The 16,206-nt window shown below is 73.5% G+C and carries 1 protein-coding gene; it reads left to right on the plus strand.

Translation table 11 applies throughout. The annotated features are described in order from the left end of the window. The first annotated feature begins 11 nt into the window (after positions 1-11). Entirely contained in the window at positions 12-16,193 is a 16,182-nt protein-coding gene (locus FHS38_RS06740; protein ID WP_184731766.1) for a type I polyketide synthase, read from the plus strand. The last annotated feature ends 13 nt before the right edge of the window (positions 16,194-16,206 follow it).

Raw genomic sequence — 16,206 nt, forward strand, 5'->3', positions numbered from 1 at the left:
GGAGTAGAGACATGAACAGCACCAACGAGAAGGTTGTCGAAGCACTCCGTGCCGCGATGAAGGAAGCCGAGCGGCTGCGGCGGCAGAACCGGCAACTGGTCACCGCCGCCACCGAACCGATCGCCATCGTGAGCATGAGCTGCCGGTTCCCCGGCGAGGTGTACTCGCCGGAGGACCTGTGGCAGCTCGTCGCCTCCGGTACGGACGCCATCTCCGGCTTCCCCACCGACCGCGGCTGGGACCTGGAGGCCCTGCACACCAGCGAGGTCGACGACCGCGGCACCAGCGTCAGCCAGCGCGGCGGATTCCTCAGCTCCGTCGCCGACTTCGACCCCGGCTTCTTCGGCATCTCGCCCCGCGAGGCGGTCACCATCGACCCCCAGCAGCGCCTGCTGCTGGAGACCGGGTGGGAGGCCTTCGAACGGGCCGGCATCGACGCGAACGGGCTGCGCGGCAGCAAGACCGGCGTCTTCGTCGGCACCAACGGCCAGGACTACGCCTATCTGACCGTCAGGTCCCTGGACGACGCGACCGGCGACGTCGGCACCGGCATCGCCGCGAGCGCCGCCTCCGGCCGGCTCTCCTACGCGCTCGGCCTGGAAGGCCCCGCGGTCACCGTCGACACGGCCTGCTCGTCGTCGCTGGTCGCCCTGCACCTGGCCGTGCAGTCGCTGCGCAACGCCGACTGCTCGCTGGCGCTCGTCGGCGGTGTCAACGTGATGTCCACCCCCGGCTCGCTGGTCGAGTTCAGCCGTCAGGGCGGCCTCGCCCGCGACGGCCGCTGCAAGGCGTTCGCCGACTCGGCCGACGGCACCGGGTGGTCCGAGGGCGTCGGCGTGCTGCTCCTGGAACGGCTCTCCGACGCCCAGCGCAACGGCCATCCCGTACTCGCCGTGGTGCGCGGCTCCGCCGTCAACCAGGACGGCGCCTCCAACGGCTTCACCGCGCCCAACGGCCCCGCCCAGCAGCGGGTCATCCGGCAGGCCCTGGAGCGCGCCGGGCTGTCCCCGGCGGACGTCGACGCGGTCGAGGCCCACGGCACGGGCACCCCGCTCGGCGACCCCATCGAGGCGCAGAGCCTGCTCGCCACCTACGGCCAGGGCCGCGAACGCCCCCTGCTGCTGGGGACGATCAAGTCGAACATCGGCCACTCCCAGGCCGCCGCCGGTGTCGCCGGTGTCATCAAGATGGTCATGGCGATGCGGCACGGCGTCCTGCCGAAGACGCTGCACGCCGACACGCCCTCGTCGCACGTGGACTGGTCGGCGGGCGACGTCTCGCTGCTGACCGAGGCCCGTGACTGGCCCGAGGCGGACCACCCCCGGCGGGCCGGTGTGTCGTCCTTCGGCGTCAGCGGCACCAACGCGCACGTGATCATCGAGCAGGCACCGGCGGACACCGCGGCCCCCGAAACGCGGGAGGCGCCCGCCCGGCAGCCGGGCGTCCTGCCGTGGGTGCTGTCCGGCCGGACCGCCGAGGCGCTGCGCGACCAGGCGGCCGCCCTGCTCTCCCGCCTGGAGACGGAGCCCCGACCCGCCGCGCCGGACGTGGCGCTGACCCTCGCCACCTCCAGGGCGGGCTTCGAGCACCGGCTGGCCGTCGTGGCCGACGACGGCGACGGCCTGCGCGCCGCCCTGGCCGCCTGGGCCGCGAACGGCACCGCCCCCGGCGCCGTGGAGGGCCTCGCCGCGGGCCGGGCGAAGTCCGCGGTGCTGTTCTCGGGCCAGGGCTCGCAGCGGCTCGGCATGGGCCGGGAGCTGTACGGCGCCTTCCCCGCCTTCGCCGAGGCGCTGGACGCGGTGCTCGCCGAGCTGGACCCGCTGCTGGACCGCCCCCTGCGGGACGTGATGTGGGGCGACGACGCCACGGCGCTGAACGAGACCGGCCACACCCAGCCCGCGCTCTTCGCGATCGAGGTCGCGCTGTACCGCCTGGTCGAGTCGTGGGGCGTCACCCCCGACTTCGTGGCCGGGCACTCCATCGGCGAGATCGCGGCGGCCCATGTGGCCGGGGTGTTCCCGCTGGCGGACGCCTGCCGTCTCGTGGCCGCCCGCGGCCGGCTGATGCAGGCCCTGCCCGCCGGTGGCGCCATGGTCGCCGTCCAGGCGACCGAGGACGAGGTGGTGCCGCTGCTGACCGACACGGTGTCGATCGCCGCGGTCAACGGCCCGTCGTCGGTGGTGATCGCGGGGGAGGAGACCGCGGTCCTCGACATCGCCGGCCGCCTCGCCGCCGACGGCCGCAAGACGTCACGGCTGTCGGTCTCGCACGCCTTCCACTCGCCGCTCATGGAGCCGATGCTGGACGACTTCCGCACGGTCGTCGCCGGCCTGACCTTCGCCGAGCCGGCGATCCCCGTCGTCTCGAACCTCACCGGCGCCCTCGCCGGGACCGGGGAGCTGTGCGCCCCCGAGTACTGGGTGCGCCACGCCCGGGAGGCCGTGCGCTTCGCCGACGGGGCCCGGGCCCTCGCCGCCGAAGGCGTCGGCACCCTCCTGGAGTTGGGACCGGACGGCGTCCTCTCCGCCATGGCCCAGGAGTCGGTCCCCGCCGGCACCCTGACCGTGCCGGTCCTGCGCAAGGACCGCCCCGAGGAGACCGCCGCCGTCACCGCCCTGGCCCGCCTCCACACGGCCGGCGTGCGCGTGGACTGGCAGGCATTCTTCGCCGGCACCGACGCCCGCCGGGTGGACCTGCCCACCTACGCCTTCCAGCACGAGCGGTTCTGGCCGCAGGTGTCCATGAGCGCCGGCGACGCCGCCGGCCTCGGCCTGACCCCCGCCAAACACCCCCTGCTGGGCGCGACGATGGTGATGGCGGGCTCCGACGAGCTGGTGCTCACCGGCACCCTGTCGCTGCGCACCCACCCCTGGCTGGCCGACCACGTCGTCAGCGGCATGGTCTTCTTCCCCGGCACCGGCTTCCTGGAGCTCGCGATCCGGGCCGCCGACGAGGTCGGCTGCGCGTCCGTCGAGGACCTCACCATCGTGGCGCCGCTGATCCTGCCCGAGCGCGGCACCACCCAGGTGCAGATCCAGGTGGGCGGCGCGGACGAGGACGGCCGCCGTGAGCTGCGCTTCCACTCGCGCCCCGCCGACGCCCCCGACCAGGACTGGTCCCTGCACGCCACCGGCATGCTCGCCAAGGACGAACGGACGCTGAGCTTCGACGGCGCGCAGTGGCCGCCGCGCGGCGCCGACTCCGTCGACCTGGACGGCCTGTACGAGCGCTACGCCGAGACGGGCCTGGACTACGGTCCCGTCTTCCGGGGCCTGCGCGCGGTCTGGCGCCGCGGCGAGGAACTCTTCGCCGAGGTCTCCCTCGACCAGCGGGTCAAGGACGCCGACGCCTTCGGCGTCCACCCGGCCCTGCTCGACGCGGTGCTGCACTCGACCGTCTTCGCCAGCGCCGACGGCGACCAGCGGGGCCTGCTGCCCTTCTCCTGGAGCGGCGTCTCCCTGCACGCCTCCGGCGCCTCCGTGCTGCGCGTCAAGATCACCAACTGCGGCCCGGACGCCGTCGAACTGGTCGCCGTCGACGTCGAGGGCGCCCCCGTCATCTCGGTGACCTCGCTGACCCTGCGGTCGGCCTCGCCCCAGGCGGCGGCCGCGAACACCCGCCGCGACGAGATGAACTCGCTGTTCCACCTGGACTGGGTGCCGCAGACCGTGCCAGGGATCACCGACCACACCGGCTGGGCGGTCCTCGGCGACGACACCCTCGCCCTGGCCGACGCCCTGACATCCGCGGGCGTCACCCCGCTCCACGCCGCCACGCTCACCGAGCTGGACACGGCGACGGGCACCATCGTTGTCCCCGTCGTCGGCGACCCCACCCGGGTTCCCGAGTCGGCGCACGAAGTGACCCACCGCGTGCTGCGCCTCCTCCAGGAGTGGCAGGCCGACGAGCGGTTCGCCCGCTCCCGGCTGCTGATCGTGACCCGGGGTGCCGTCGCGACCGGCGACGAGAGCGTCACCGACGTCGCCGCGGCGCCCGTATGGGGCCTGGTGCGGTCCGCGCAGGCGGAGAACCCCGGCCGCTTCCTCCTCGTCGACCTCGACGACTCGGCGGACTCCACCGCCCTGCTCCCCACCCTCCCGGGACTGCTCGAAGCCGACGAGCCGCAGGCCGTCGTCCGCGCCGGCACCGTACGGGTCGGCCGCCTCGCGCGCCTCGCGTCGGCCGGCGCCCTGGTGCCCCCGGCGGGCACCCCGTGGCGGCTGGGCAGCGCCGCCAAGGGCAGCCTCGACGGGCTGGCCCTCATCCCCTGCCCCGAGGTCCTCGAGCCGCTGACCGGCCGTCAGGTCCGCGTCGACGTGCGGGCCGCCGGCGTCAACTTCCGCGACGTCCTCAACGCCCTCGGCATGTACCCTGGTGAGGCCGGGCTCTTCGGCTCCGAAGCCGCGGGCGTCGTCACCGCCACCGGTCCGGACGTCACCGGCCTGCGCCCCGGCGACCGCGTCATGGGCATGCTGTTCGGCGGCTTCGGCCCGCTGGGCGTCGTCGACGAACGGCTCCTCACGCCCGTCCCCGACGCCTGGTCGTGGGAGACCGCCGCCTCGGTGCCGCTGGTGTTCCTCACCGCCTACTACGCCATGGTCGACCTCGCCGGACTGCGCCCCGGCGAGAAGGTCCTCGTCCACGCGGGCGCGGGCGGCGTGGGCATGGCCACCGTCCAACTGGCCCGCCACCTGGGCGCGGAGGTCTTCGCCACCGCCAGCGAGGGCAAGTGGGACGTCCTGCGGTCGCTGGGCGTCGCCGACGACCACATCGCGTCGTCGCGCACCACCGACTTCGAGCAGGCCTTCGCCGCCGTCACCGACGGTCGTGGCGTCGACGTCGTCCTCAACGCCCTGTCCGGCGAATTCGTGGACGCGTCGCTGCGCCTGCTGGCGCCCGGCGGCCGCTTCCTGGAGATGGGCAAGACCGACATCCGCGACGCCGACACCCTCCCGGGCGTCGACTACCGGTCCTTCGACCTCGGATTCGCCGACCCCGACCGGATCCGGCAGATGCTGACCGAACTGGTCGACCTGTTCGACCGGGGCGCCCTGCGGCCGCTGCCCATGAAGACCTGGGACGTGCGTCGCGCGAAGGACGCCTTCCGCTACATGAGCCTCGCCAAACACGTCGGCAAGATCGTGCTGACCAATCCCGTCGCCTGGGACCCGGACGGCACGGTCCTGATCACCGGTGGCACCGGCGGTCTCGCCGCCGAACTGGCCCGCCACCTCGTCACGGAACGCTCGGTACGCCACCTGCTGCTGGTCAGCCGCCGGGGCCCGGACGCGCCGGGAGCGGCGGAGCTCCGCGAGGAGCTGACGGCGCTCGGCGCCGAGGTGGCCGTCGTCGCGAGCGACATCGCCGATCGCGCCGCCGTGGCCGGCCTGCTCGCCGGGATCCCGGCGGAGCACCCGCTGACGGCCGTCGTCCACACCGCGGGCGTCCTCGACGACGGTGTCATCGCCTCACTCACCCCCGAGCGCGTGGCCGCCGTGCTCCGCCCGAAGGTCGACGCCGCCTGGCACCTCCACGAGCTGACCCGCGACCTGGACCTCGCGGCCTTCGTCCTCTACTCCTCCACGGCCGGCGTCATGGGCAGCCCCGGACAGGGCAACTACGCCGCCGGCAACACCTTCCTCGACGCCCTGGCCCACCACCGGCACAGCCAGGGCCTGCCCGCGACGTCCCTCGCGTGGGGCGCGTGGGAGCAGGGCGCCGGTATGACGAGCACCCTCGACGACCGCGACGTACGCCGCATCAGCGGCGGCGGCATGCCGCCCCTGTCGGTGGAGCTGGGCCTCGCGCTCTTCGACGCCGCCACCACGACCGACGAGGCACTGGTCGTCCCGCTCCCCATCGGCTCCGGCCCCGGCGCGCTGCCCTCGGCGGACGGCCTGCCGGCCCTCCTGCGCGGCCTCGTCGCGACCGGCCGCCGCTCGGTGGCGAGCAGCGCCGCGCGCGCGTCCCGCAAGGACCTGGCCCATCAGCTCACCGGGCTCGGCGAGGAGGAACGCCTACGGTTCCTGGTCGACCTCGTCCGCGCCGAGGCCGCCGTCGTCCTCGCGCACCCCTCACCGGAGGCCATCGCCGCCGAACGGGAGTTCCGCCAGCTCGGATTCGACTCGCTGACCGCGATCGAACTCCGCAACCGGCTGTCGACCACTACCGGCATCGCCCTGTCCGCCACCCTCGTCTTCGACTACCCCACCCCCAGAAGGCTCGCGGAGTACCTGCGCGACGAACTGGTCGGCGCGGACACCGAAGCGACGGGCGGGACCCCCGCGCCCAAGGCCGCGGCATCCGACGAACCGATCGCCATCGTCGGCATGAGCTGCCGGTTCCCCGGCGGCGTGGACTCCCCGGAGGCCCTGTGGGACCTCATCGCCTCCGGCGGCGACGCGATCTCGGGATTCCCGGACGACCGCGACTGGGACCAGCACGCCATCGGCGGCGGTGACCTCACCGGCGCGGGCGGCTTCCTGCGCGGCGCGGCCGACTTCGACGCCGGATTCTTCGGCATCTCACCGCGCGAGGCCCTGGCCATGGACCCGCAGCAGCGCCTGCTGCTGGAGGTGTCGTGGGAGGCCGTCGAGCGCTCCGGGCTCGACCCGGCGGCGCTGCGCGGCAGCCGGACCGGCGTCTTCGTCGGCGTGAGCGGGCAGGACTACTCCACGCTCATCATGCGGTCCAAGGACGACGTGGAAGGCCACGCGACCACGGGCCTCGCGGTCAGCGTCGCCTCCGGCCGGCTGTCCTACACCCTCGGCCTCGAAGGCCCGGCGGTCTCCGTCGACACGGCCTGTTCCTCGTCGCTGGTGTCCCTGCACCTCGCCGCGCAGGCACTGCGCAGCGGCGAGTGCTCACTGGCCCTGGCGGGCGGTGTGACGGTGATGTCCACCGCGATGGGCTTCGCCGGGTTCTCCCGCATGGGCGGACTGGCCCACGACGGCCGGTGCCGGGCGTTCTCGGACGACGCCAACGGCACCGGCTGGTCCGAGGGTGTCGGCATGCTGGTCGTCGAGCGACTGTCGGACGCGCAAGCCAACGGGCACCGCATTCTCGCGGTGGTGCGCGGCAGCGCGGTCAACCAGGACGGTGCGTCGAACGGTCTGACGGCTCCGAACGGTCCCTCGCAGCAGCGGGTCATCCGGCAGGCGCTGGCCAGCGGTGGTCTGTCCCCGGCCGACGTCGACGCCGTCGAGGCCCACGGCACCGGCACCCCGCTCGGCGACCCGATCGAGGCGCAGGCACTGCTGGCGACGTACGGGCGTGACCGGGACACGGAGCGTCCGCTGTGGCTCGGTTCGGTGAAGTCGAACCTCGGTCACACCCAGGCGGCGGCCGGTGTGGCCGGTGTCATCAAGATGGTGATGGCGATGCGGCAGGGCATCCTGCCGCGCACGCTGCACGTGAACGAGCCGTCCTCGCACGTGGAGTGGTCGGCGGGCTCGGTGGAGCTGCTGACGGAGCAGACGGCCTGGCCGGAGGGCCGGGTGCGCCGGGCGGGTGTCTCGTCGTTCGGTATCAGCGGGACGAACGCCCACGTCATCGTCGAGCAGGCGCCGCCGGTCGCGGCATCGGCGGAGCGCCCGGACGTGGTGCCGGGTGTGGTGCCGTGGGTGGTGTCGGCCAAGTCCGAGGCCGCGCTGGACGCGCAGCTGGACCGGATGCGGTCGTTCGCGGCCGACGGCGCACAGGACGCCGCCTCGGTGGACGTCGGCTTCTCGCTGGCGACGGCACGCTCGGCATTCGAACACCGTGCGGTGTTGCTGTCTTCGGCCGAGGGTGCGGTCGAGGCGGCGCGTGGTGTGGCGGTCGATCGTCCGTTGGCGGTGTTGTTCTCGGGGCAGGGTGCGCAGCGGCTGGGGATGGGCCGGGAGCTGTACGAGCGCTTCCCGGTGTTCGCGGCGGCGTTCGACGAGGTTCTTGCCGAGCTGGATCCGTTGCTGGACCGGCCGCTGCGTGAGGTGATGTGGGGTGAGGACGCCGGTCTGCTGAACGAGACCGGTTCCACGCAGCCCGCGTTGTTCGCGGTCGAGGTGGCGCTGTTCGGTCTGGTGCGGTCGTGGGGTGTGAAGCCGGACTTCCTCGCCGGTCATTCGATCGGTGAGGTGGCGGCCGCACATGTGGCGGGTGTGTTCTCGCTGGCGGATGCCTGCCGACTGGTGGCGGCACGTGCCGGGTTGATGCAGGCGCTGCCGTCGGGTGGTGCGATGGTGGCCGTCCAGGCGACCGAGGCCGAGGTGCTGCCGCTGCTGACCGAGGCGGTGTCGATCGCGGCGGTCAACGGTCCGTCGTCGGTGGTCGTCTCGGGTGCCGAGGATGCGGTGCTGGAGATTGCGGGCCGTCTGTCGGCTGATGGGCGTAAGACGTCGCGGTTGTCGGTGTCGCACGCCTTCCACTCGCCGCTGATGGAGCCGATGCTGGATGACTTCCGTGCGGTGGTCGGCGGTCTGACGTTCCACGCACCGTCGGTGCCGGTGGTTTCCAACCTGACCGGTCGGGTGGCTGCTGCGGAGGAGCTGTGCTCGCCGGAGTACTGGGTGCGGCACGTCCGTGAGGCCGTGCGTTTCGCCGACGGGGTACGGACCCTGGTCGGTGAGGGTGTGGGCACGCTTCTGGAGTTGGGTCCGGACGGTGTGTTGTCCGCCATGGCTGCGGAGTCGGTGTCCGAAGAGACCGTGATGGTTCCGGTTCTGCGGAAGGACCGGCCGGAGGAGACCGCCGCGGTCACCGCACTGGCGCGGCTGCACGTACAGGGCGTCGCGGTCGACTGGGAGGCGTTCTTCGCCGGCACCGCCGCCCGCCGGGTCGACCTGCCCACCTATGCCTTCCAGCGTGAGCGGTTCTGGCCGCGACTGGCCGACGCCGCCGCCGTAGCGACCGGTACGGACGCCGTGGACGCGGAGTTCTGGGCCGCGGTGGAGCGGGAGGACGTCGCGTCCCTCGCGTCGAGCCTGGAGATCGACGGCGATTCGCTCGAAGCCGTGCTGCCCGCGCTGACATCGTGGCGCACTCGCCGTCGCGTGCAGTCGGCGGTGGACTCCTGGCGCTACCACGAGGTGTGGCGGCCGCTCACGGGTGTGTCCTCGGCCGCGCCTTCCGGGGCGTGGCTGGTGATCACCTCGGTCGGCATCACCGACGACGCGTGGGTCGCTTCGGCCGTCGCGGCGCTCGGCCCCGACGCGGTCCGCCTCGACGTCGACGGCGAGGACCGCGCGCGACTGGCCGAGCGGCTCACCGAACTGGCCGAGAAGGGCCCGGAGTTCGCGGGCGTCGTGTCCCTGCTGGCGGTCGACGAGACGTGCGGCGCCACGGGTGTTCCCGCCGGTCTGACCGGTACCACCGTCCTGATCCAGGCGCTGAACGACGCCCGGATCGCGGCCCCGCTGTGGGCCGTGACGCGGGGCGCGGTGTCCGTGGGCCGCTCCGACGGGCTGCCCGGCCTCGTGCAGTCCGCGGTCTGGGGACTCGGCCGGGTCGCCGCACTGGAGTACCCGGGACACTGGGGCGGGCTGGTCGACCTGCCGGAGACGCTCGACGAGCGGTCGGCACGGCGCTTCGCCGCCGTCCTGGCGGGTGTGGACGGAGAGGACCAGGTCGCGGTCCGGGCGTCGGGCGCGTTCGGCCGCCGACTGGTGCCCGCGCCGAGCGGTGAGCACGAGAAGCGCTGGGAACCCTCGGGCACCGTGCTGATCACCGGCGGCACCGGTGCGCTGGGCGGGCACGTGGCCCGCTGGCTGGCCCGGCACGGCGCGCGGCATCTGCTGCTGCTCAGCCGCAGTGGTCTGGAGGCGCCCGGCGCACCGGAGCTGCGGGACGAACTGACCGCGCTCGGCGCCGAGGTCACCGTCACCGCCTGCGACGCCTCCGACCGGGCCGGCCTCACGGCCGTCCTCGCGTCCGTACCGGAGGAGTTTCCGCTGACCGCGGTGGTGCACGCGTCCGGCACGCTGGACGACGGTGTGCTCGACGGGCTGACCGAGGAGCGGTTCGAGGCGGTGTTCCGCTCCAAGGTCGCCCCGGCGCTCCTGCTGGACGAGCTGACCCGTGAGCTGGACCTGTCGGTGTTCGCCCTGTTCTCCTCGATCGCGGGCGCCGTCGGCAACCCCGGCCAGGCGAACTACGCCGCTGCCAACGTGGTGCTGGACACCCTCGCCGAACGGCGGCGCGCGGCCGGCCTCCCGGCGACGTCGATCGCCTGGGGGGCCTGGGCGGGCGACGGTATGGCCGACCGGGCGGACGTGCGTACGGGCGGTGCCGTCCTGGACCCCGAGTCCGCGATCACGGCACTGTCCCAGGTGGTGGCCGAACCGGCGGCGTCGGTCGTGCTCGCCGACCTGCGACAGCCACGCGTACTGGAGGCGCTCCTGAGCCTCCGGCCGAGCGCGCTGCTCGACGAGCTGCCCGAAGCGCTCCGGGCGGCGGAGGCCGTGCGCGAGGCCCGCCGGGACAGCGCGTCGGCGGTGTCCGGCCTACGGGAACAGCTGACGAACGGGACCGGCGCCGAGCGTCTGGCCCTGGTGCTTTCGATGGTGCGCACGCGGGCCGCCGCCGTCCTCGGACACACCGGTGCCGAGGCGATCAGCGGCGACAAGGCCTTCCGGGACTTCGGCTTCGACTCGTTGACGGCCGTGGAACTGCGCAACCAGCTCATGGGCGCGACCGGCCTGGCCCTGCCCACCAGCCTCGTCTTCGACTACCCCACCCCTCGTGCCCTCGCCGAACACCTCGTGGCCGAGCTGGTGGGCGAGCGGCCGGACTCGGACGCTCCCGTCGCGACCCCCGCCGCGCTCACGGACGACCCGATCGTGATCGTCGGCATGGCGTGCCGCTTCCCCGGCGGGGTGTACTCGCCGCAGGAACTGTGGGAGCTGCTGGTCGACGGCCGCGACGGCATCGCGGGATTCCCCTCGGACCGTGGCTGGGACCTCGACCTCCTCGCCGGCGGCGGGCAGGGCGCCAGCGCGACCGGCAAGGGCGGCTTCCTGTACGACGCCGCGGAGTTCGACGCGGACTTCTTCGGGATCTCGCCACGCGAGGCGGTGGCGATGGACCCGCAGCAGCGCCTCCTTCTCGAGGTGTCCTGGGAGGCCTTCGAGCACGTCGGGATCGACCCGGCGACGCTGCGCGGCAGCCAGACCGGCGTATTCGTCGGTACCAACGGGCAGGACTACGCCAATCTCGTCCTCAAGGCGCGCGACGACGTGGAGGGCCACGCGGGCACCGGGCTCGCGGCCAGTGTCATCTCGGGCAGGCTGTCCTACACGTTCGGTTTCGAGGGTCCCGCGGTGACCGTGGACACCGCGTGCTCGTCGTCCCTGGTGTCCTTGCACTGGGCCGCGCAGGCACTGCGCAGTGGCGAGTGCTCGCTCGCACTGGCCGGTGGCGTCACCCTGATGGCGACGTCGACGAGCTTCGCCGGCTTCAGCCGCCAGGGCGGCCTGTCCCCGGACGGCCAGGTCAAGGCGTTCTCCGACGACGCGGACGGCACCGCGTGGTCGGAAGGCATCGGCATGCTCGTGGTGGAGCGGCTCTCCGACGCCCGGCGCAACGGGCACCCGGTGCTCGCGGTGGTCCGGGGCTCCGCGGTCAACCAGGACGGTGCGTCGAACGGTCTGACGGCGCCGAACGGTCCGTCGCAGCAGCGGGTGATCCGCCGGGCGCTGGCCGGCGGCGGTCTGTCCCCGGCCGATGTCGACGCGGTGGAGGCGCACGGCACGGGTACGAAGCTGGGTGACCCGATCGAGGCGCAGGCACTGCTGGCGACGTACGGGCGTGACCGTGACGCGGAGCGTCCGCTGTGGCTCGGCTCGGTGAAGTCCAACCTCGGTCACACGCAGGCCGCGGCCGGAGTCGCGGGTGTCATCAAGATGGTGATGGCGATGCGGCACGGTGTGCTGCCGCGCACGCTGCACGTGAGCGAACCCTCGTCGCACGTGGACTGGTCGGCGGGCTCGGTGGAGCTGCTGAGGGAGAAGACGGCCTGGCCGGAGTCGGGCCGTGCGCGCCGCGCCGGTGTCTCGTCGTTCGGCATCAGCGGCACGAACGCGCACGTGGTCCTGGAGCAGGCGCCGGCCGCCGAACCGCCGGTGACCCAGGGACCGGTGGCGGTCCCGGGTGTGGTGCCGTGGGTGGTGTCGGGCCGGACCGAGGCGGCGCTGGACGCCCAGCTGGAGAGGCTGCGGTCCTACGCGGCCGACGGTACCGCGGCGTCCCCGCTCGACGTCGGGTACTCGCTGGCGGCGGGCCGGTCGGTGTTCGAGCACCGAGCGGTGCTCCTGTCCTCCGAGGACGGCGTCGTCGAGGCGGCTCGCGGTGCCCTGGCCGACCGCCGACCGGCGGTGCTGTTCTCGGGACAGGGCGCGCAGCGGCTGGGCATGGGCCGGGAGCTGTACGAGCGTTTCCCGGTGTTCGCCGAGGCCCTGGACGCGGTGTTCGCGGAGCTGGACCTGTCGCTGGACCGGCCGTTGCGCGAGGTGATGTGGGGCGAGGACGCCGCTCTGCTGAACGGGACGGGTTACACGCAGCCCGCGTTGTTCGCGGTCGAGGTGGCGCTGTTCCGGCTGGCGGAGTCCTGGGGGATCACCCCGGAGTACGTGGCCGGTCATTCGATCGGTGAGGTGGCGGCCGCGCATGTGGCGGGTGTGTTCCCGCTGCCGGACGCGTGCCGCCTGGTGGCCGCCCGTTCCCGTCTGATGCAGGCGCTGCCCGCGGGTGGCGCGATGGTGGCCGTGCAGGCGACCGAGGCGGAGGTGCTGCCTCTGCTGACCGACGAGGTGTCGATCGCGGCGGTCAACGGTCCGTCGTCGGTGGTCGTCTCGGGTGTCGAGGACGCGGTGCTGGAGATTGCGGGCAAGCTGTCGGCCGAGGGCCGTAAGACGCATCGACTGCCGGTGTCGCACGCCTTCCACTCGCCGCTGATGGAGCCGATGCTGGAGGACTTCCACGCGGTGGTCAGCGGTCTGTCGTTCAATGCACCGTCGGTGCCGGTGGTCTCCAACCTCACCGGCAGGCTCGCCACGTCCGAGGAACTGTGCTCGCCCGAGTACTGGGTACGTCACGTCCGTGAGACCGTGCGCTTCGCCGACGGAGTACGGACCCTGGTCGGTGAAGGCGTGAACACCCTCCTGGAGTTGGGCCCGGACGGAGTACTCTCGGCGATGGCTGCCGAGAGCGTGCCCGAGGGGACGGTGACGGTTCCCGTCCTGCGCAAGGACCGGCCCGAGGAGACCGCGGCCGTCACCGCACTGGCCCGGCTGCACGTACAGGGCGTCACGGTCGACTGGACGGCGTACTTCGCCGGGACCGGTGGTCGACGGGTGGACCTGCCCACCTACGCCTTCCAGCGCGAGCGCTATTGGCCGCGCGCGTCGGCCGCGGTGGGCGACGTGTCGGGCCTGGGGCTGACGTCCGCCGAGCACCCGATGCTGGGTGCCGCGGTGGTCATGGCCGGGTCGGACGAGGTGGTGCTGACCGGCAGGCTGTCGCTCACCACGCACCCGTGGCTGGCGGACCACCGGGTCGGCGGTGCGGTGTCGCTGCCGGGTGCCGGCTTCGCGGAACTCGCCGTCCGGGCGGGGGACCAGGTCGGCTGCGACCGGGTGGACGACCTCACGCTCCGGGCCCCGCTGACGCTGCCCGAACAGGGCGCCGTGCAGCTCCAGGTGCGGATCGGTACCCCCGACGACGAGGGCAGGCGCCCGCTCGGCGTGTACTCCTGCCCCGAAGGCGCGACGGGTGCGCCGTGGACGCGGCACGCCGAAGGCACACTCACCGACGGTGCCGAAGACGCCGCCGCCGGATTCGACGCGACCACCTGGCCGCCCAAGGGCGCCGAGCAGGTGGACCTGGACGGCTACTACGACGAGTCGGCCGAGGACGGCGTCGCCTACGGCCCGGTGTTCCAGGGCCTGAGCGCGGTATGGCGGCGCGGCACCGAGGTGTTCGCCGAGGTCGCACTGCCCGAGCAGGTCACGGACGCGGCGGCGTTCGCCGTGCATCCGGCGTTGCTCGAAGCCGTGGCCCAGGCCGCCGGTTTCGCGATGCCGGAGGACACGGAGCACCGCCTGGTGGCTGCCTCGTTCAGCGGCCTGTCGGTGTACGCCGGAGCCGCGTCGAGCGTCCGGGTGCGCCTGGCCGCCACCGGCGCGGACGCGGTGTCGTTCGCCGCGGTCGACATCGGGGGCGCCCCGGTGCTCTCCGCGAAGTCGCTGGTCCTGCGCCCGGCCGAGGTGGGGGAGACGGCTGCCCCCGGTGCCGCCGAGGGGGTGGCGACGCTTCGCGTCGAGTGGCTCGACGCACCGGACGCCCACGCCCCGGTGGCCGACGGCGGCCGGTGGGCCGTCGTCGGTGCCGACCCGTTCGGCCTCGGCGACGCCCTGGAGTCGGACGGCGGACGGTCCGTGCGGCGGGTGGACTCGCTGACGCAGTTGTTCGACGGCGAAGGTGCCGTCCCGGGCATGGTCGTGGTCCCAGTCGTCCCCGCCGGTGCGACGGAGCCGCTGCCCGCGTCGGTGCGGGCCGTCTCGGCCCGCGTGCTGGGGCTGCTGCAGGAGTGGTCGGCCGACCGGAGGCTGTCCGCCTCGCGGCTGGTGTTCGTCACCCGCGGCGGCGTCGCCGTGGGGGACGAGGACGTGCGCGACCTGGCCGCCGCCGCGGTGTGGGGCCTGGTGCGGACCGCCCAGGTGGAGAGCCCCGGCAGCTTCCTGCTGGCCGACCTCGACGACACCCTTCCGCAGTCCGCGATCCCCGCTCTCCTGGCCGCCGACGAGGACCAGTTGGCGGTGCGGGACGAGGCCGTCCGGGTCGCGCGGCTGGTCCGCGTGCCCAAGGAGGAGGTGCCGGACGCACGGACCTGGGACGCGGACGGCACGGTGCTCATCACCGGCGGTACGGGGCGTCTGGGCGGTGAGCTGGCCCGCCACCTGGTCGCCGAGAAGGGTGTGCGGCATCTGCTGCTGGCCGGCCGCCGGGGGCCGAAGGCGCCCGGGGCGGCGGAGCTGGTGGCGGACCTGACGGCCGCCGGGGCCGAGGTCACCGTCGCCGCCTGCGACATCGCGGACCGCGCCGACCTGGCCGCGCTGCTCGCGTCGGTCCCCGCCGGACACCCGCTGACGGCGGTCGTGCACACAGCCGGTGTCAGCGACGACGGTGCGATCGCCTCGCTGACGCCCGAGCGACTGGGCACGGCCTTCCGGCCGAAGGTGGACGCGGCGTGGAACCTGCACGAGGCGACGCGCGAGCTGGACCTGTCGGCATTCGTTCTGCACTCCTCCGTCTCCGGTGTGCTGGGCAGCCCCGGCCGGGCCGGCTACTCGGCGGGCAACGCGTTCCTGGACGCGCTGGCCCACCACCGCCGCGGCCTGGGGCTCGCGGCGATGTCGGTGGCCTGGGGGCCCTGGGGCCAGGGCAGCGGCACGACCGGCGCCCTGAGCGCCGAGGACAAGGAGCGCATGGCGCGTTCCGGGATGTCGCCGCTGACCCTCGAACAGGGCATGAGGCTCTTCGACGAGGCGTTCGACCTGAATGAGGCTCTGGTGGTCTCCCTAGGGCTGACGGCTGAACGCTCCTCTCGATCGGCCGGTGAGATACCGTCGATTCTCCGAGGGCTGGTACGGACCCGTCGCCGCACTGCGGCATCCGGAGGGCGGTCGGCCGGCCTGCTCCAGCGCTTGGAAGGGGTGCGCGAGAACGAGCGGGCGCAGATGCTGGCGGAGTTGGTGCGGACCGAGGTCGCTGCCGTGCTGGGACACCCCACACCGGACACGATCGTGGCCGACCAGGAGTTCCGTCGGCTGGGCTTCGACTCCTTGACCGCGGTTGAGCTGCGCAACCGGCTGAATTCCGCGACGGGGTTGAAACTGCCCACCACCTTGGTGTTCGACCACCCCACTCCGCTGGCTGTGTCCGAGTACCTCGCGGCGGCCCTGCTGGGCGGCTCCACACCGGACACCGGACTGTCCCCGCTGGCCGAACTCGACCGGCTCGAAGCGGCGCTGTCGGCGGGCGACCCCGACGAGGTCACGAAGTCCGGAGTCGTGGTGCGGCTTCGGCAGTTGCTGGCCCGGTTGAGTGAAACCGGCACGGAGACCGGAGGACTCGCGGTGACGGAACGCATCGAGGCGGCGAGTACCGACGAGGTGTTCGCCTTCATTGACAACGAGCTCGGCCGGATGAATGACCGCTGAGCCCCGGTCGATT

Origin of the sequence: Streptomyces netropsis (assembly GCF_014203545.1) — a bacterium.
Taxonomy (GTDB): Bacteria; Actinomycetota; Actinomycetes; order Streptomycetales; family Streptomycetaceae; genus Streptomyces; species Streptomyces netropsis.

Excerpts from the sequence above, each read along its gene's own strand:
- FHS38_RS06740 (WP_184731766.1), top strand. The coding sequence starts at position 12 with ATGAACAGCACCAACGAGAAGGTTGTCGAAGCACTCCGTGCCGCGATG.